The sequence below is a fragment of the Burkholderia sp. KCJ3K979 genome, from assembly GCF_016759955.1.
Lineage (GTDB): Bacteria > Pseudomonadota > Gammaproteobacteria > Burkholderiales > Burkholderiaceae > Burkholderia > Burkholderia orbicola.
On sequence record NZ_JACFYV010000036.1, the window covers coordinates 1 to 18,273 of the forward strand.

An 18,273-nucleotide genomic window follows, 5' to 3' on the forward strand; every position below is an offset into this window, starting at 1 on the left:
GCGTGCGCAACTGGGCCAGCGCATGCGGCTCGGTCGCCTGCGTGACCATCGCCTGCCATTCGTCGAGCTGCGCGGCGCTCGGCGCGGGGCCGGCGCCGCGCAGGCCGGTCGCCACGACGACGGCCGCGACGGTCACGGCCGCCGCCGCGAGCAGCGCGGCCGGCGGGAGTTTCGCGCGCAGCACGCGCCGCGCGGCGGCGGCGACGCCGGTTTCGGCGGGCCGCATCGTCCGGATCGGTTGCATCGCGTGTCTCATTGCGTGAGGTCGATTTCGTAGGTCGCGAGGTTCTTGCCCGAGCCGTCGTCGGCCGCGACCTGCGTGATGCCGGTCAGGCCGGCCGCCGCCGCGTCGCCGAGGCGGTTCGGCGCGGACGCGAACCGCACGTGCGCGACCGAGCTCGCGAGCTTCGTGAAGCGCCAGCTGCGCTGCGCGCCGTCGGCCGCGCGCGTGATCGCGCCGCGCTTCTTGATGAACGCGATCAGCACGTCGCGGTTCGCATCGGGCGACGCGAAGATCGTCTTGCTGCCGTCGAGGCCCGGGAAATTGCCGCCGCCGCTCGCGCGGTAGTTGTTGGTCGCGACGATGAACTGCGCGTTCGGGTCGATCGCCGCGCCCTTGTACGTCAGGTTCCTGATCCGGCTGCCGACCGGCTGCGTGACGTCGATTTCATACGCGAGATCGGCCGACGTGAACATGTCGAAGTTGTAGCCGGGGAAGGTGCTGACGAGCGGCTGTACGGTGGCCTTGGTCGGGTCGATCGTGTTGAAGCGCTTGGCGGCCGTCTCGAGCCAGTTCTTCACGTCGGCGCCGCTCACCTTCACCGCGTACACGGTGTTCGGATACAGGTACAGGTCGGCCGCGTTGTTGATCGCGAGCGCGCCCGGCGCGACGTCGGTGTAGTCGGTGCCGCCGCCGAAGCCGCTCTTGAACGGCGCGCTGACCGACAGCACCGGCAGCGATGCGTACTGCGGCAGGTTCGCCTGCACGTAGGTCTTCACGTAGTCGGCCTGCGCCTCGTTGACGATCTGGATCGCGCCCGGATCGCCGACGTCCGCGAAGTACGAGTTCATCCGGTAGTCGGTGGAGCCGATCGGCGTCTTCACGTAATCGATCGTCGCCTGGTGCTCGGCCGCGATCGCGGCGGACACCGACGGGTCGGCCGCGACGTAGCTCTTGTCGGCGTTCTGGATCGGCCGTGCCTCGACGGTCGTCTGCGACTTGTCGACGGCCCAGATCTTGCCGTCGAACTTCAGGCCGAGCTTGATCACGCCGAGATGCTTGCCCCAGTAGTTGGCCATCACGGTCGGCACGCCGTTGACGGTGCCCTTGACCTTGTCGACGCCCGGCAGGTTGAACTGCGCCACGGTGCTGTTCGCGTCCGGGAACACCTGGTGCGAGTGGCCGATCAGCATCGCGTCGATGCCGGACACCTTCGACAGCCACCAGCTGCCGTTTTCCATCGTCGGCGAGTACGCGGAATTGTCGAGGCCGCCGTGCGAGATCGCGACGACGAGATCGGCGCCTTTCGCGCGCATTTCCGGAATGTACTTCTCGGCCGCTTCCTTCAGCCCGGTCGTATAGACCTTGCCGTCGAGCCAGCGCTTGTCCCAGTTCATGATCGCGGGCGGCGTGAAGCCGATGATGCCGATCTTCACGGGCGCGCTGACCGTCTTGCCGTCCGGCGTCGTGGCCGTCACCGTGCGCGTCAGGATCGTGTACGGCGTGAACAGCGGCGCGTTGGTCTTCGCGCTGATCACGTTCGCGAGTACCTGCGGGAAGTTCGGGCCCGCGCACTTCTTCTGCTGGGCCGGCGCCGGCAGGCCGTCGACCTCGAACGTGTTGCCGGTCACCTGCGACAGGTACGGCAGCCCGTAGTTGAATTCATGGTTGCCGATCCCGCCGCCGTCGAACTTCGCGGCGTTCATCACCTTGTAGATCGCGAGCGTCTGGTCGCAGCCGACCGGCTTCACGAGCGCCTGGTAGTCCGATAGCGCGGTGCCCTGGATCGTGTCGCCGTTGTCGAGCAGCAGCGTGTTCGGGTACTGCTTGCGCGCCTGCGCGATCAGCGTCGACACGCGCTCGAAGCCGAGTGAATTGTCGGCGGCGAGCTTGAAATAGTCGTACGACAGCACGTTGGTGTGCAGGTCGGTCGTCTCGAGCAGCGCGAGCGTGGCCGTCGTGCCGACGGGCGCCTGGGCCTCCGGCTGAGCCGGCGGCGTGGCGGTGACGTCGTCGCCGCCGCAGCCAGCGAGGACGAAGGCGAGGCTGGCGAGCGCGGCGGCGGCCGGCACGTGACGGCGGGAAAGCGGGGGGAGACGCATCGGTTGTCCTGTTCGGTGTTCTGTTTTATGAAACGCGAGGTACGCACGAATGGCGGCGCGGCGCGCCGTCGGCCTGAGGTGCGGCGCGTGAGAGTATCGAAAGGAAACGTGACGGAACAATGAAAGGTCGCGACGCGGGCAGCGGGCCGTGGCCCGTCTCGGTTTCGGGCCGGTCCCGGCCGGCACCAGCCCGGCGCCCCGGCTGCGCGCCCGAGCCCGGCGCCTCGATCGGCGCCCCCGGCCCCGCGCCCCGGCGGCGCCTCCCGAGTTCGCGCCGCCGGCTGCGCAACCCGCCGAAATCCTCACGTCGCGGCATCGGGCGGTTCGCTACAATGGCCGCTGTCATCCTTTTGCAAACAACCTGCCCTTGGACTTCGAGACTCCTCCCGGCCTGTCGGTCGACGCCGGCGGCCAGGGCCAGACGGTGCGCCTGACCGGCCAGTGGACCGCGCTCTCGCTCGCGCGCAACCGCGGCGCCGTGGCGCGCCGCATCGCGAGCATCGCCGCCGGGCGCGTGAGCGAATGGGATCTGTCCGGCATCGAGCGGCTCGACCACGTCGGCGGCCAGGCGCTGTGGCGCGTATGGGGCCGCAAGCTGCCGGCCGGCGTCGCGCTGAGCGCCACGCAGCGCACGATCTTCGAGCGCATCGAGCGGCTCGACAGCGAACGCGAGGCGCCGGAGCGCATCGTGCGCTTCGATCCCGTCACGCGGCTCGGCCTGGCGATCTTCGCGTTCGGCGAACACCTGCAGGGCGGCATCACGATGTTCGGCCGCGTGATCCTCGATGCGCTGTCGGTGCTGCGCCGCCCGAAGACGATGCCGTGGAAGGAAACCTCGGCGAACATCTACAGCGCCGGCGCGCAGGCGCTGCCGATCACCGCGCTCGTCGCGTTCCTGATCGGCATCGTGCTCAGCTACCTGTCCGCGCAGCAACTGCAGATGTTCGGCGCGAACCGCTACATCGTGAACATCCTCGGGCTGTCGGTGATCCGCGAGCTCGGCCCCGTGCTGTCGGCGATCCTCGTCGCGGGCCGCTCCGGCTCGGCGATCACCGCGCAGATCGGCGTGATGCGGGTGACCGAGGAGCTCGACGCGATGCGCGTGATGGGCATTCCGCACGGGCTGCGGCTGATCCTGCCGCGCGTGCTCGCGCTCGGCGTCGCGATGCCGCTGCTCGTGATGTGGACCAACATCATCGCGCTGACGGGCGGCGCGCTCGCCGCGAAGCTGGTGCTCGGCATCGACATCAACTATTTCGTGCGCTCGCTGCCGGGCGTCGTGCCGATCGCGAACCTGTACATCGGCGTCGGCAAGGGCGTCGTGTTCGGCATGCTGATCGCGCTGGTCGCGTGCCATTTCGGCTTCCGGATCAAGGCGAACTCGCAGAGCCTCGGCGAAGGCACGACCACGTCGGTGGTGTCGTCGATCACGGTCGTGATCCTCGCCGACGCGGTGTTCGCGATCCTGTTCCAGAACGTGGGGCTCGGATGAACGCATCGAACGAAACGACCGCGCATGCCGCGGCCATCGGCGCCGGGGCGGTCGGCCCCCGGCCGGACGCGGCCGCCGACGCCGGCGATCTCGTGATCGAGGTGCGCAACCTGACCAAGCGCTACGGGCGCAACATCGTTCACCAGAAGCTCGATTTCGACGTGCGGCGCGGCGAGATCGTGTCGATCGTCGGCGGGTCGGGCTCCGGCAAGACGACGCTCGTGCGGCAGATCCTGGGCCTCGAACGGCCGACGTCGGGCACGATCAAGGTGTTCGGCGAGGATACGTCGACGATCGACGATGCAAGCGCGCGGATGATGCGCACGCGCTCGGGGATGCTGTTCCAGCAGGGCGCGCTGTTCTCGTCGATGACGGTGTTCGACAACGTCGCGCAGCCGCTGCGCGAGCTCGGCCGCGTGCCGCCGGACCTGCTGCACGACATCGTGATGCTGAAGCTCGAGATGGTCGGGCTGCCGTGCAAGCACGCGTCGAAGATGCCGGCCGCGCTGTCGGGCGGGATGGTGAAACGGGTTGGCATCGCGCGCGCGATCGCACTGGAGCCCGAGCTGCTGTTCCTCGACGAGCCGACGGCCGGCCTCGATCCGCAGGCGTCCGACGAATTCGTCGAGCTGATCGCGACGCTGCATCGCACGCTCGGGCTGACCGTCGTGATGGTGACGCACGACCTCGACACGATGGTCGCGCTGTCGACGCGCGTCGCGGTGCTGGCCGACCGCAAGGTGCTGGTCGCCGCGCCCGTCGAGGAGGCCGCGAACGTCGACCATCCGTTCATCCACGAATATTTCCTGGGGCTGCGCGGGCGCCGCGCATTGCAGGCGCTGCCGCCCGAGCGGCGCGCGAAGCTGCCGAAGGCGGCCCTCGAACCGGCGCTCTCGAGCGTCGAGCTGTAGAAGCAAGGAACCCGCGAATGGAAAACAAATCACATGCGTTCTGGGCCGGCCTGTTCACGATCGCGCTGACGCTCGCGATCGCGGGCACCGTGTTCTGGTTCAACGTCGACCGCACCGTGCGCGTGCCGTACGACCTGCTCGCGCGCACCAACGTGACGGGACTGTTCCCGGATGCGGCGGTGCGCTTTCGCGGCCTCGACGTCGGCAAGGTGCAGTCGATCGGCTTCGATCGCACGCATCCGGGCCAGATCCGCATCCGTATCCTCGTCGATCACGATGCGCCGATCACGCAGTCGACCTACGGCAGCCTCGGCTTCCAGGGCGTGACGGGCATCGCGTTCGTGCAACTGGAGGATACGGGGCGCGATCTGTCGCCGCTACCGTCGTCGCCGAAGGCGATCGCGCAGATTCCGATGCGGCCGAGCCTGTTCGACCAGATCCAGGAGCGCGGCGACGTGCTGCTGCGGCAGCTCGAGCTCGCTGCGAAGAGCGCGAACGCGCTGATGTCGCCCGAGATGCGCGAGCAGTTGCGCGCGACCGCCGAAAGCCTGCAGCACGCGGCCGACGGCGCCGCGACGCTGACGAAGCAGCTCGGCCCGGCAGTCACCGCGCTGCCCGAGACGATGCACGAGGTGAACCGCGCGATGGCGTCGGCGAACACGCTGCTGCAGCCGAACGGGCCGCTCGTGTCGAACCTGAACAAGGCCGGCACGGCCGCCGAGCAGGTCGGCGTCGCGCTGAACGGCCTCAACGCGCGCGTGCAGTACGACACGCTGCCGCGCTTCAATGCGCTGGCCGACAGCGTCGGCGACGCGTCGCGGCAATTGAAGGACGTCGCCGGTGAACTTGGCCGCAACCCGCGCAGTCTGTTGTTCGGTTCGCCCGGCGCCGCGCCGGGGCCCGGCGAGGCGGGCTTCGTCTGGCCGGGTGCGACGGCCGGGAAGTGACAGGCGGGACGTACGGAACATACGGGACACCCCGATCCGGGACGCCCCGCAGCAGTTGATCGATCGTCCGGCCGGGAACGGCCGGACAGGACGCCCATCGAAACCGGACACATCATGCAGGAATACGCCATGCCACGAATCCTTGACCGCGCGCTGCGCCCGGCCGCGGCCGCGCTTGCCGTGCTGACGCTCGCGCTGGCGGCCGGCTGCGCCGGCAACGACGCGGTGCTGTCGAACATCCGCTACGACCTCGGGCCTGCCTCGTCGGTGACGACCACCGGTTCGGGCCCCGCGCTGAAGGTGCTCGACGTTGCCGCGCCCGACGCACTCGATTCGGACAAGTTCGCGTACCGCCTCGCGTACGCGGATGCGCAGCACGTGGCCGTCTATCGCGACAGCCGCTGGACCGCGCCGCCCGCGCAACTGCTCACGCAGCGGCTGCGCGGCGCGCTGTCGTCGCGCGGCACGGTGCTCGAAGGCGCCGACGGCGTGCGTGCGCCGACCCTCAAGGTCGACCTCAGCGAATTCGAACAGGTCTTCGACGGGCAGTCGCAAAGCCACGGCGCGGTCACCGCGCGCGCAACCCTGATGCTCGACGGCAAGGTGCTCGGCCAGCGCACGTTCGTCGCGCGCGCGCCGTCGAGCACGCCCGACGCCGCCGGCGGCGCGCGTGCGCTCGCGGCGGCCAGCGACGAACTCGTGTCGCAGATCGCCGCGTGGGTCGGCGTGCAGGCGTACGCGGGCACGCCGTGACGCCCGACGTGCCGCCGCGATTGCATCCGCGATGAACGTGCCCGGCACGCATCGCGCGTCGCCGCTCGCGCGGCAGGCGTTTGCCGCCTACGCGGCGCTGATCGTCTATGCGTCGCTGTATCCGTTCGAAGGCTGGGTGTCGCTCGGCATCGGCCCGTTCGATTACCTGTTCGCGCCGATGCAGCGCTATGTGACCGCATTCGACGTGGTCACGAACGTGCTCGGCTATCTGCCGTTCGGCGCGCTCGGCGTGCTCGCGCTGCATCCGCGCTGGCGCGGCGTGGCCGCGACGCTGATCGCGGGCGCGCTCGGCGTGCTGCTGTCGGGCACGATGGAAGCGCTGCAGACCTACCTGCCGACGCGCGTCGCGTCGAATCTCGATCTCGGCGCCAACGCGCTCGGCGCGCTGCTGGGCGCGGCGCTCGCGGCGCCGGCCACCGGCGCGCTGCTCGACCGCGGCGCGCTGCGCCGGCTGCGCTTCGCGTGGCTGGAGCCCGACGGTTCGACGCCGCTGCTGCTCGCCGCGCTGTGGCCGTTCGCGATCGTGTTTCCGTCGCCGTTCCTGTTCGGCATCGGCGACTGGCCGGCCGCGCTGTGGGAGCGCGCCGACGCGTCGATGCAGGACGCGCTGCTCGCGTGGCTGCCGGCCGCATGGCGCGTCAGCGAATGGCCCGAGCGGGTCGACGGCTGGCTGTCCGATTCCGCATGGGAAGCCGTGCTCGGCGGGCTGATGCTGTTCGCCGCGCTGGCGATCGCGTCGCTCGCGATGCGCGCGCGCGCGCCGCGCATCCGGCTGCTGATCGCGCTGGTGGTCGCCACGCTCGTGCTGAAGGCGGCCGCGACGTTCATGCAGTCGGCCACCGGCCTCGTCGTCGTGTGGGCGACACCCGGCGCGCGGCTCGGCATCGAGCTCGGTTTCGCGGCGGCGCTCGTCGCGTTGCGCGTGCCGGCGACGTGGCGCGCGCTGCTCGCGGCGCTCGCGCTGCTGGCCGGCGTCGCGCTCGTGAACCTGCTGCCGGTCAACCCGTTCTTCGACTTCACGCTGTCGGGGTGGCGACAGGGCCGCTACGTGCACTTCAACAGCATCGCGCGCTGGCTCGCATGGATCTGGCCCTACGCGGCGCTGATCTGGCTCGGCCAGCGCGTCGAACACGCGTGGCTGCCGGCCGCGCTGCGCCGCTGACGCGACGGCCGGAGCCGTGCGGCGGCGGCCGTGCCGCGGGCAGCCGCGTGCGCCGGTCGCTATAATCGTCCGCATCCTCCGTTGCCGCCTCGCGCAACGGCAATCCATCGCCCCTCTTTCCGCACGGCTTCGTGCCGGGCCGCTCGTCACCATCATGGATTCCTACTACCAGCACCACGTCTTCTTCTGCCTGAACCAGCGTGAACCGGGCGCCGAACGCCCGAGCTGCGCGCAATGCGATGCACAGACCATGCAGGAATACGCGAAAAAGCGTGTGAAGGAACTCGGTCTCGCGGGGCCCGGCAAGGTCCGCATCAACAAGGCCGGCTGCCTCGACCGCTGCGAGGAAGGGCCGGTGATGGTCGTGTATCCGGAAGGCACGTGGTACACGTACGTCGATCAGGCCGACATCGACGAGATCGTCGAGTCGCACCTGCGCGACGGCAACGTCGTCGAGCGCCTGAAGATCTGAGCGGGCCGGCCGAATGAACGTTCATACGCAGAAATCGCTGATCGCGGGCCCGGTCGGCCAGATCGAAATCGCGGTCGACCTGCCCGACGCCGTGCGCGAAGGCGGCGCCGCGCCGCGCGGCATCGCACTCGTCGCGCATCCGCATCCGCTGTTCGGTGGCACGATGGACAACAAGGTCGCGCAGACGCTCGCGCGCACGCTCGTGCAGTTGAACTACGTCGTCTACCGGTCGAATTTCCGTGGCGTCGGCGCGACCGAAGGCGTGCACGACAACGGCACGGGCGAGGCCGACGACCTGCTCGCGGTGCTCGCGCACATGCGCGCGCAGCCCGCGTATGCGGACCTGCCGCTCGTGCTCGCGGGCTTCTCGTTCGGCACCTTCGTGCTGTCGCACGTCGCGAAGCGGCTGCGCGACGCGGGCGAGACGATCGAGCGGATGGTGTTCGTCGGCACGGCCGCGAGCCGCTGGCAAGTGGCCGACGTGCCCGAGAACACGCTCGTGATCCACGGCGAAACCGACGACACGGTGCCGATCGCGTCGGTGTACGACTGGGCGCGGCCGCAGGAGCTGCCGGTCGTCGTGATCCCCGGCGCCGAGCATTTTCTCCATCGCAAGCTGCACGTGCTGAAGCGCATCATCGTCGACGCGTGGCGCTAGGGCTGGCGCAAGCCCGTCACCAGTGTGAACAGGCCCCTGGCCCGCATGCGATGGCCGGCGTGAGCGCCGGCGACCGCGCCGCGCACCGGCGCCCGGGCGGCTGAGGCGCGCCCCTTCCCGAAACTTCATGCGACATCGCGCCGCCCCGCACGGCGCGCCGCGTGCCGCATGGCGGCGCAACCCGACTTGCACGCCGCCTGCGCACGCCTTTCGCGCGGCTTCGAGTGCCCGTGCCCGCTGCATGCCCGTGCGATGCTCTCGCAACCGGTATGCGGGTGTCCGCTGCCAGGTTCGCGAAAACGCCGTTCGCGGCCACGTATAATGGCCGCATTTCGCGTTGCCCGCGGCCCGGCTGGGCCCATGCGGCGCTCGTTTTGCCGCCTGTCCGCCCGCTCGCGACGGCCGCGAACCGAACGCGCCCGCACGAGTCCAACCGGCGCGTTTCGCGTCGCCCGACGGTGTCGGGCGAGTGCCCGAGACGCCCGCCGCCTTGCCGTTCAACCCTGCGCGTCTCGCACCGCACTTTCTGCCATCAGCCTGAATCGATCATGCGTCTGTCTTCCCAAGGCCTCAAGTCCCTCGCTTCCTCCATCGCCTTCGGCACCGCCGCGCGCAACGTCGCGCTCGGCGTGATGCTGCCCGTCGCGCTCGCCTCGACGATCGTCGTCGCCGAGGCGAAGCCGGCCGCCAAGGCCAAGGCCGCGCATGCGGCGCCGGCCGCCGAGCAGTTCACCGGCGCGCCCGCGACCTACATGCCGGGCGCGGTGCCGCCGCCGGGCGTGAACGCGCGCTCGTGGGTGCTCGTCGACGCGACGAGCAACACGGTGCTCGCATCGGGCAATGCGGACGAGCGCGTCGAGCCGGCGTCGCTGACGAAGCTGATGACGGCCTACCTCGTGTTCGAGGCGCTCGACAAGAAGAAGATCTCGATGGAGCAGATCGTCACGCCGAGCGACGCGGTGCGCCGCGTCGGCCGCGACGAGTCGCGCATGTTCATCGAGGCGAACAAGCCGGTGTCCGTGCACGACCTCGTGTACGGGATGATCATCCAGTCGGGCAACGACGCCGCGATCGCGCTGGCCGAGCTCGTCGGCGGCAGCGAGGGGCAGTTCGTCACGATGATGAACGACGAGGCAGGGCGCCTCGGCATGAAGGGCACGCACTTCGCCGACGTGAACGGCATGCCCGATCCGAACCACTACACGACGGCCGGCGACCTCGCGAAGCTGTCGGCCCACCTGATCCGCGATTTTCCGCAGTACTACAGCATCTTCTCGGAGAAGGAATTCAAGTACAACAACATCCGCCAGGGCAACCGCAACCGGCTGCTGTGGCTCGACCCGACGGTCGACGGCCTGAAGACCGGCCATACGCAGGCGGCCGGTTACTGCCTGATCGCGTCGGCGAAGCGCGCGATCCCGGGCGTCGACGGCCAGCGCCGCCTGGTGTCGGTGATGATGGGCGAGCAGAAGGAAAGCGAGCGTACGCAGGACAGCATGAAGATGCTGAACTACGGCTACAGCGCGTTCGATTCGGTGCGCCTGTTCAAGGGCGGCCAGGCGATCTCGACGCCGCGCATCTACAAGGGCAAGGACAACACCGTGCAGGTCGGCGTGAAGGGCGACCAGTGGGCGACCGTGCCGCGCGGCCTCGGCGACAAGGTCAAGACCGAAGTCGACGTCAACGCACCGCTGATCGCGCCGCTCGCCGAAGGCCAGCAGGTCGGCACCGTGAAGATCGTCGCCGACGGCAAGACGCTGTCCGAATTCCCGGTCGTCGCGCTGCAAGCCGTGCCGGAAGCGGGTATCTTCGGACGTATCTGGGACTCGATCCTGCTGATGTTCAGCAAGAAGAAGTAAGCACGACGGGCCTTTGTTTTCACGACTTCATCCCCATCTGTCATAGCCATGAGCCAAGCCGAATTCGAACCGATCGTCTACCTCAGCGTCTCGGCGCAGGAGGAACTGGTGCCGCTGTCCGAAGCCCGTGTACCGGTGCTCGACCGCGGGTTCATCTTCGGCGACGGCGTGTATGAAGTCGTGCCCGTCTATGCGCACGACGGCGCGCACGTGCCGTTCCGGATCGAACAGCATCTAGACCGGCTCGCGCGCAGCCTGAAGAAGATCGGCATCGACAACCCGCACGATGCGGCGGGCTGGCGCGCGCTGATCGAGCGGGTGGTCGCGGCGAATGCCGAAGGCCTCGGCGACGGCAACGCGCTCGTCTACCTGCAGGTGACGCGCGGCGTCGCGAAGCGCGGCCACGCGTTCCCGGCGAACGCGGTGCCGACCGTGTTCGCGATGACGAGCCCGCTGCGCCTGCCGTCGGAAGCGGAGCGCGCGAAGGGCGTGCGCTGCGTGACGGCCGAGGATCGCCGCTGGCTGCATTGCGACATCAAGTCGATCTCGCTGCTCGGCAACGTGTTGATGGCGCAGCATGCGGCCGAACGCGACGCGTTCGAGACGATCCAGCTGCGCGATGACAACGTGACCGAAGGCTCGTCGTCGAACGTGTGGATCGTGAAGAATGGCGAACTGTTCGCACCGCCGCGCAGCAACAAGATCCTCGAAGGGATCCGCTACGCGCTGGTCGAGCAGCTGGCCGAAGAGTGCGGGATCCGGTTCGTCGCGCGCGAGATCAGCGAGGTCGAGCTGCGCTCGGCCGACGAGATCATGCTGACGTCGGCCACCAAGGAAATCCTGCCTGTGACGTCGCTCGACGATCTGCCCGTGCAGGGCGGCAAGCCGGGCCCCGTGTTCGCGGCGCTGTATGACGCGTACCAGCGTGCGAAGGCACGCGAATTTGAACAGTTTGACCTGACCCGGAGAAAATGATGAGCGAACCGACCAAAACCGTCGAGGTGACCGGCGCGATCGAGACCCGGAAGGAGTCGCTGCTGGAGTTTCCGTGCGATTTCCCGATCAAGATCATGGGCAAGGCGCACCCCGAATTCAAGGACACGATCTTCAAGGTCGTGGCCGTTCACGACAACGAGATCGACGTCGAGAAGATCGAGGAGCGTGCGTCGAGCGGCGGCAATTACACGGGCCTCACGATCACCGTGCGCGCGACGAGCCAGGAACAGCTCGACAACATCTACCGTGCGCTGACCGGCCATCCGATGGTCAAGGTCGTCCTTTAAGCGCTCGTTCCGGCGTCCGGGATCAGCGCAAACGGCCGCTGATCCCTTTCCATCCTCCCTCCAGCGCGCACTCGGCGGGACATTTCCCCGCCGCGCGCCGCGCGTCCAGCTCGTCGCACAGCCGCTTGTATTCGGCCACTTCCTCGAACAGCCAGGTCCGGAACGCCTGCACGCGCGGCGTGTTCAGCAGCGGCGGCGGGCACACGAAAAAATAGTGCCACGGGCTCGGCCCGTCGATGTCGAACAGGCGCACGATGCGTCCGTCGAGCAGGTCGTGCACCGCGAGCGAGCGGCGCACCAGCGCGATGCCCTGGCCCTCGATCGCGGCCAGCAGCAGGTTCGACGAATCCTGGTACAGAATCCCGCGTTTCGGCTCGGTCAGCGTATCGAGCCCGGCCGCGTCGAACCACGGCCGCCACAGCTCGTCGTCCGAGCGCAGCAGCGGGTAGTGCACGAGATCGGCGGGCGTCTGCGGCAGCTTGCCGCCGTTCAGCGTTGGCGCGCACGCCGGAAAGAACACCTCCTCGAACAGCGGCTCCACGTGCAGCCCCGGATAGCTGCCGAAGCCGAAGCGGATCGCGAGATCGACGTCGTCGCGCGCGAAATCGGTCAGCGAATTGGTCGACTGCAGCTCGACGTCGATTTCCGGATGCCGCTCGATGAACGTGCCGATGCGCGGCGTGATGAAGCGCGCGGCGAACGACGACAGCATCGACACCACCAGCCGCCGGTCGCGGTCGCTCGCGCGCACGTCGCGCGTCGCGTCGGCGATCACCATCAGCGCGGTGCGGATCTGCTGCGCGTAGCGCATGCCGGCGTCGGTCAGGCACAGCCGCTTGCCGTTGCGCGTGAACAGCTGCACGCCGAGCTCTTCCTCGAGCGCGCGCACCTGATGGCTGACCGCGCCGTGCGTGACGAACAGCTCGTCGGCGGCGCGCGAGAAGTTCTCGTGGCGGGCGGCGGCTTCGAACGCGCGAATCGCGTTCAGCGCCGGGAGCTGGCGGAGGTCCATTTGCTAATTTTCCTCACATCGACGTGAAAATTGGTCGTTTGGTCGGACGCCTTTGAGTGTCTACGATTGTAGCCATCGAAGCACTTTTTGGCGGAGTCGATCATGCAAGAAATCTCTTCAAGCATCACCTTTGAAATTCCCGCCGGCGAGACCGTGCCGATGAAGGTGCAGCGCAGCACGCGGCTGACCGTCCAGTGCGGGCCGGTCTGGGCGACGCGCAGCAACGACGTGGACGACTACTTCCTGGTCGACGGCGAGACGCTCAAGCTGCGTCGCGGCGAGCGGCTGTGGCTCAGCGCGGAAGGCCGCGAGGGCGCGTGCGTCGCGTTCTCGGTGTCGCGGCCGCCGCGGGAGGTCGCGCTGGGCGGGCTGACCCGGCTGCGCGAACGCGTGAGCGCGCTATTCCATGACGGCTGGCGCACGGTCTGACCATTCTTTCATCCGACGGATACCGGCGATCCGTCCCCCTCCCCAGGCCGGCGAGACCCACGGGTTTTCGGTAAACTACCGCCCATGTCCGTTTCGCCGGTTTCCATCGTGTCCACGCCTGTCGCCGTTTCCGCATCGCCCGCCGGAGCCCCGGATCAGCCGGTCCAGCCGGTCACCGTGCGGTGGCGGGGTCGCGAGGCATACGAGGCGAGCTTCGACGCGATGCGCGCGTTCACCGACACGCGCACGGCCGACACCGGCGACGAGATCTGGGTGGTCGAGCATCCGCCCGTCTACACGCTCGGCCAGGCCGGCGACCCGGCGCACCTGCTGGTGGCCGACAGCGGCGTGCCGCTCGTCAAGGTCGACCGCGGCGGACAAATCACCTACCACGGCCCCGGCCAGATCGTCGTCTATCTGCTGCTGGACCTGCGCCGGCGCAAGCTGATGGTGCGCACGCTCGTGACGAAGATCGAGGAGGCCGTGATCGAAACCCTCGCGGCGTATAATCTCGCTTCGGTCCGCAAGGCGGGCGCGCCCGGGATCTACGTGGCATCCGGCGTGCACGAGGGCGCGAAAATCGCGGCCCTCGGCCTGAAGATCCGCAACGGCTGCAGCTATCACGGGCTGAGCCTGAACGTGAAGATGGATCTGCGCCCGTTTCTTGCGATCAACCCGTGCGGCTATGCCGGACTGGAAACCGTCGACATGGCGAGCCTCGCGGTTGCCGCCGACTGGAACGACGTCGCCCACACGCTGGTGGGCCGTCTGATCGCCAACCTCGACGGCGCATCCGCGGCCGCCGACAAGCCGCACGCACTGGAACAATCGAATGACTGACGTTACCGCTTCTCCCGCACCGGCCGATACGGCCGCGACCCCGGCCTACGATCCGACCGCCAAGCAGAAGGCGCAGGCGAAGACGGCGCGCATCCCGATCAAGGTCATTCCGATCGAAAAGCTGAAGAAGCCCGAGTGGATCCGCGTGAAGGCGGCCACCGGCAGCTCGCGTTTCAACGAGATCAAGACGATCCTGCGCGAGCACAACCTGCACACCGTGTGCGAGGAAGCGAGCTGCCCGAACATCGGCGAATGCTTCGGCAAGGGCACCGCGACGTTCATGATCATGGGCGACAAGTGCACGCGCCGCTGCCCGTTCTGCGACGTCGGCCACGGCCGTCCCGATCCGCTCGACGCGGATGAACCGAAGAACCTCGCGCGCACGATCGCGGCGCTCAAGCTCAAGTACGTGGTGATCACGAGCGTCGACCGCGACGACCTGCGCGACGGCGGCGCCGCCCACTTCGTCGAGTGCATTCGCGAAACGCGTGCGCAGTCGCCGGACACGCGCATCGAGATCCTGACGCCGGACTTCCGCGGCCGTCTCGACCGCGCGATCTCGATCCTGAACGCCGCGCCGCCCGACGTGATGAACCACAACCTCGAAACGGTGCCGCGCCTGTACAAGGAAGCGCGCCCGGGTTCGGACTACGCGCACTCGCTGAAGCTGCTGAAGGACTTCAAGGCGCTGCATCCGGACGTCGCGACGAAGTCGGGCCTGATGGTCGGCCTCGGCGAGACGGAAGAGGAAATCCTGCAGGTGATGCGCGACCTGCGCGCGCACGACGTCGACATGCTGACGATCGGCCAGTACCTGCAGCCGTCCGAGCACCACCTGCCGGTGCGGGCGTACGTGCATCCGGACACGTTCAAGATGTACGAGGAAGAGGCGTACAAGATGGGCTTCACGCACGCGGCCGTCGGCGCAATGGTGCGCTCGAGCTATCACGCCGATCTGCAGGCGCATGGGGCCGGGGTGGTCTGAGCGTCGCGCTCACTTCCATCTGCAACAGTCTCGAGCAGTCGAAAAAAGCCCGCAGCGATGCGGGCTTTTTCGTTGACGCGGCGGTTATCCGTGCATGCGCGCGGCAATCGTCATCCGACCGGATGCGCAATCCGGTCTAGCGTGGAAAGCAAAGCTGAAACGGCATCGATAGCTTCGCAGGATAAGTTCGCTCCCGCCGCGCGCAAAGCCCGTAAAGTCGGCTCTCCCGCAGCAATGCCCGCATTCCGAAGGAGAGCCGCATGTCCCGTTTCAGCTTCATCCGCCGCGCCGTCGTCGCGCTGACCGCCTTTGCCGCGCTCGGCGCGGCGCACGCCGAATCGCGCGAAGTCGTGATCGCGTACCAGGACATGGTCGTACCGTGGCGCTACGCGCAGGCGAGCGGTGAAGTCGAAAAGGCGACCGGCTACAAGGTCACGTTCCGCAAGCTCGACAGCGGCGCCGACGTGATCCGCGCGCTCGCGTCGGGCTCCGTGCAGCTCGGCGAAGCGGGCTCGAGCCCGATCGCGGCAGGCCTGTCGCAGGGGCTCGACATCTCGCTGTTCTGGGTGCTCGACAACATCAACGACGCCGAGGCGCTCGTCGCGCGCAACGGCTCGGGCGTGACCAGCATCGCCGCGCTCAAGGGCAAGAAGATCGGCGTGCCGTTCGTGTCGACGTCGCACTTCCATACGCTCGTCGCGCTGCAGGCCGCGGGCGTCAATCCGAACGACGTGAAGATCGTCAACCTGCGTCCGCCCGAAGTCGCCGCCGCATGGACGCGCGGCGACATCGACGCGACCTATATCTGGGACCCGGTGCTCGCGAAGGTCAAGCAGTCGGGCACCGTGCTGACGACGTCCGGCCAGGTTGCGAAAGAAAGTGGCAAGGCGACCTTCGACGGCTTCGTCGTGAGCCGCAAGTTCGCGCGCGAGAACCCCGAGTTCGTCACGCGCTTCGTGAAGGTGCTCGCGGCGGCGGACGCCGACTACCGCGCGCATGCGGCGGCGTGGAAGGTCGGCTCGCCGCAGGTCGCGGCGGTCGCGAAGGTGTCCGGCGCGAACGCGCAGGACGTGCCGGCCAGCCTCGCGCTCTACGCATTCCCGACGGCGGCCGAACAGGTATCGCCGACGTGGCTCGGCGGCGGCGCGCAATCGGGCGCCGCGAAGTCGCTCGCGGCCACGGCCACGTTCCTCAAATCGCAAGGCACGATCCAGACGGTGCTGTCCGACTATTCGGTCGGCGTCGATCCGCAGTTCGTGCAGAAGGCCGCGCGCTGAGCGCGGCCACTCAGCCCACTCATCGCGGAGGCCTTCGATCATGAGCACGCTGGAAGTCCGCCAGGTATCGGTTGCCTATCCGGGCGAGCGCGGCAGGCCGACGACGCAGGCGCTCGCGCAGGTCGACCTGCGCATCGATGCCGGTGAATTCGTCGTCGCGCTCGGTGCGTCCGGATGCGGCAAGACCACGCTGCTGAACTGCATGGCCGGCTTCGTCGCGCCGACGACGGGCGACGTGCGCGTCGACGGCGTGCCGATCGCGGGCCCCGGCGCCGATCGTGGCGTCGTGTTCCAGAAATACGCGTTGCTGCCGTGGCTCGACGTGCTCGACAACGTCGCGCTCGGGCTGCGCTTCGCGCGTGTGTCGAAAGCCGAACGCGAAGCGCGGGCGCGCGAGATGCTCACGCTCGTCGGTCTCGAGCGTCACGCGCATGCACGCGTGTATGAACTGTCGGGCGGGATGCAGCAGCGGGTCGGCATCGCGCGTGCGCTCGCCAGCGACCCGCGCGTGCTGCTGATGGACGAACCGATGGGCGCGCTCGATGCGATGACGCGCGGCACGATGCAGGCGCTCGTGCTCGACGTGTGGGCGCGCACCGGCAAGACGGTGTTCTTCATCACGCACGACGTCGAGGAGGCGTTGTTCCTCGCGACGCGTCTCGTCGTGATGACGCCGGGCCCGGGCCGCATCGCCGAAACCTTCGAGTTGCCGTTCGCACGCCGCTACGTCGAATCGCGCGACGCGCGTGCGGTGAAGTCATCGCCGGATTTCATCGGGTGGCGCGAGCGGCTGATCGCGTACCTGCATCGCGACGAGGCGGTCGCGGAGCCCGCGTGATGCACGAGTTCGCGCGGCAGGGTGCGTCCGTCGGGCGCGGCCGGATCAGTACATTGCACAGGCAGGACGACATGAGCACGCAGGATTCCTGGGCGGCCGATCGCGCGACCGCCGACTCCGAACGGGATGCGCGCGCGGCGCAACAGCGCCATGCGGCGCGTCCCGCCCGGACATCACATCGTTACCGGTTGCCGGGGCAAGGAAAGACGGCCGGGTTGAGCGCTGCGACGATCGCGGTACTGGCCGCGCTCTGGTGGGTCGCGACGCATTTCCAGTGGCTGCCGCCGCTGTTCCTGCCCGCACCGGAAGCAGTGTGGACCGCGTTCGTCGACGCATGGCACGGCCGCATCCAGGGCGGCCTGCCGTTGTCCGAACATCTGCTGTGGAGCGCCGCGCGCGTGTTCGGTGCGTTCCTGCTCGCGACCGCGATCGGCGTGCCGGCCGGCATCCTGATGGGCGTGAGCCGCATCGCGCGCGGCGTGCTCGATCCGTTGCTGGAGTTCTATCGGCCGCTGCCGCCGCTCGCGTATCTGCCGCTCGTCGTGATCTGGTTCGGCATCGACGAAACGGCGAAGCTGGTCGTGATCTTTCTCGCCTGCTTTGCGCCGATCGCGATGGCCGCGCGCGCCGGCGTGCGTGCGGCAACCGTCGAGCAGATCAACGCCGCGTATTCGCTCGGCGGCAGCTTCGCGCAGATCGTGCGGCATGTCGTGCTGCCGGCCGCGCTGCCGGAGATCCTCACCGGCCTGCGGATCGCGGTCGGGTTCGGCTGGACGACGCTCGTCGCGGCCGAGATGGTCGCCGCGACGGCCGGGCTCGGGCAGATGGTGCTCAATGCGTCGAGTTTCCTGCGCACCGACATCGTCGTGATGGGCATCCTGATCATCGGCGCGATCGCGTGGCTGTTCGATCTGGCGATGCGCTGGATCGAGCGGCGGGTGGTGCCGTGGAAGGGGCGCGGCTGACGTCACGCTGAAGGCACGGGCACGAACGCGTACGTGCCGCCCGTGTC

The 18,273-nt window shown here is 68.6% G+C and carries 18 protein-coding genes and 1 pseudogene; 16 read left to right on the forward strand and 3 right to left on the reverse strand.

Annotated elements, in window-relative coordinates:
• Both H3O04_RS11125 and H3O04_RS11130 read right to left on the reverse strand, forming a co-directional pair.
• Positions 1-244: pseudogene (locus H3O04_RS11125) on the reverse strand (tetratricopeptide repeat protein); the annotation flags it as partial.
• Positions 245-252: 8 nt separating this feature from the next.
• Positions 253-2,322: a bifunctional 2',3'-cyclic-nucleotide 2'-phosphodiesterase/3'-nucleotidase gene (locus H3O04_RS11130; protein WP_202587675.1), complete on the reverse strand. Its 2,070-nt coding sequence runs from the start codon at positions 2,320-2,322 to the stop codon at positions 253-255.
• A 367-nt stretch (positions 2,323-2,689) separates the two neighbouring features.
• Between H3O04_RS11130 and H3O04_RS11135 the strand changes: the two genes are divergently transcribed.
• The 10 genes from H3O04_RS11135 to H3O04_RS11180 all read left to right on the forward strand — a co-directional run bounded on the left by H3O04_RS11135 (position 2,690) and on the right by H3O04_RS11180 (position 11,880).
• Complete coding sequence (locus H3O04_RS11135; RefSeq protein ID WP_041489611.1) at positions 2,690-3,814, forward strand: MlaE family ABC transporter permease; 1,125 nt, start codon at positions 2,690-2,692, stop codon at positions 3,812-3,814.
• Positions 3,811-4,725, forward strand: a complete 915-nt coding sequence (locus H3O04_RS11140) for an ABC transporter ATP-binding protein (RefSeq protein ID WP_011546312.1) — start codon at positions 3,811-3,813, stop codon at positions 4,723-4,725. The genes H3O04_RS11135 and H3O04_RS11140 overlap by 4 nt, the downstream gene beginning before the upstream one ends.
• 17 nt (positions 4,726-4,742) lie before the next feature.
• On the forward strand, positions 4,743-5,672 hold the full coding sequence (locus H3O04_RS11145) for an MlaD family protein (RefSeq protein ID WP_006477682.1): 930 nt from the start codon (positions 4,743-4,745) through the stop codon (positions 5,670-5,672).
• 129 nt (positions 5,673-5,801) lie between these two features.
• On the forward strand, positions 5,802-6,425 hold the full coding sequence (locus tag H3O04_RS11150; protein ID WP_011546311.1) for an ABC-type transport auxiliary lipoprotein family protein: 624 nt from the start codon (positions 5,802-5,804) through the stop codon (positions 6,423-6,425).
• 31 nt (positions 6,426-6,456) lie between these two features.
• On the forward strand, positions 6,457-7,608 hold the full coding sequence (locus tag H3O04_RS11155; RefSeq protein ID WP_011546310.1) for a VanZ family protein: 1,152 nt from the start codon (positions 6,457-6,459) through the stop codon (positions 7,606-7,608).
• 154 nt (positions 7,609-7,762) lie between these two features.
• On the forward strand, positions 7,763-8,080 hold the full coding sequence (locus tag H3O04_RS11160; RefSeq protein WP_077180384.1) for a (2Fe-2S) ferredoxin domain-containing protein: 318 nt from the start codon (positions 7,763-7,765) through the stop codon (positions 8,078-8,080).
• Positions 8,081-8,093: 13 nt separating this feature from the next.
• Positions 8,094-8,738, forward strand: coding sequence for an alpha/beta hydrolase (locus H3O04_RS11165; protein ID WP_012329296.1), 645 nt, complete (start codon positions 8,094-8,096; stop codon positions 8,736-8,738).
• A 548-nt stretch (positions 8,739-9,286) separates the two neighbouring features.
• Positions 9,287-10,597, forward strand: a complete 1,311-nt coding sequence (locus H3O04_RS11170) for a D-alanyl-D-alanine carboxypeptidase family protein (RefSeq protein WP_011694421.1) — start codon at positions 9,287-9,289, stop codon at positions 10,595-10,597.
• Between the two features lie 48 nt (positions 10,598-10,645).
• Complete coding sequence (locus tag H3O04_RS11175) at positions 10,646-11,572, forward strand: D-amino acid aminotransferase (RefSeq protein ID WP_011546306.1); 927 nt, start codon at positions 10,646-10,648, stop codon at positions 11,570-11,572.
• Complete coding sequence (locus H3O04_RS11180) at positions 11,572-11,880, forward strand: HP0495 family protein (RefSeq protein ID WP_011546305.1); 309 nt, start codon at positions 11,572-11,574, stop codon at positions 11,878-11,880. The genes H3O04_RS11175 and H3O04_RS11180 overlap by 1 nt, the downstream gene beginning before the upstream one ends.
• A gap of 22 nt (positions 11,881-11,902) precedes the next feature.
• Here H3O04_RS11180 and H3O04_RS11185 read toward each other — a convergent pair whose 3' ends face one another.
• Positions 11,903-12,892: a transcriptional regulator GcvA gene (locus H3O04_RS11185; RefSeq protein ID WP_006485238.1), complete on the reverse strand. Its 990-nt coding sequence runs from the start codon at positions 12,890-12,892 to the stop codon at positions 11,903-11,905.
• Positions 12,893-12,994: 102 nt separating this feature from the next.
• Here H3O04_RS11185 and H3O04_RS11190 point away from each other — a divergent pair, with 102 nt between their 5' ends.
• The 6 genes from H3O04_RS11190 (at position 12,995) to H3O04_RS11215 (ending at position 18,226) form a co-directional block, all read left to right on the forward strand.
• Entirely contained in the window at positions 12,995-13,321 is a 327-nt protein-coding gene (locus H3O04_RS11190; RefSeq protein WP_011546304.1) for a DUF2917 domain-containing protein, read from the forward strand.
• A gap of 84 nt (positions 13,322-13,405) precedes the next feature.
• Positions 13,406-14,161 carry a lipoyl(octanoyl) transferase LipB gene (lipB, locus tag H3O04_RS11195; protein ID WP_054928077.1) on the forward strand — a complete coding sequence of 252 codons (756 nt, stop codon included), beginning with the start codon at positions 13,406-13,408 and terminating at the stop codon, positions 14,159-14,161.
• A complete protein-coding gene (gene lipA / locus H3O04_RS11200) occupies positions 14,154-15,146 on the forward strand; it encodes a lipoyl synthase (protein WP_006477693.1) in 993 nt (330 codons plus the stop codon). Before lipB ends, lipA begins: the two co-directional genes overlap by 8 nt.
• Positions 15,147-15,406: 260 nt before the next feature.
• The gene (gene tauA, locus H3O04_RS11205) at positions 15,407-16,423 is read left to right on the forward strand and encodes a taurine ABC transporter substrate-binding protein (protein ID WP_054928076.1); all 1,017 of its coding nucleotides are present in this window, start codon (positions 15,407-15,409) and stop codon (positions 16,421-16,423) included.
• A 40-nt stretch (positions 16,424-16,463) separates the two neighbouring features.
• Positions 16,464-17,261, forward strand: coding sequence for a taurine ABC transporter ATP-binding protein (locus H3O04_RS11210; RefSeq protein WP_011546301.1), 798 nt, complete (start codon positions 16,464-16,466; stop codon positions 17,259-17,261).
• A complete protein-coding gene (locus H3O04_RS11215; RefSeq protein ID WP_202587680.1) occupies positions 17,261-18,226 on the forward strand; it encodes an ABC transporter permease subunit in 966 nt (321 codons plus the stop codon). The genes H3O04_RS11210 and H3O04_RS11215 overlap by 1 nt, the downstream gene beginning before the upstream one ends.
• The last annotated feature ends 47 nt before the right edge of the window (positions 18,227-18,273 follow it).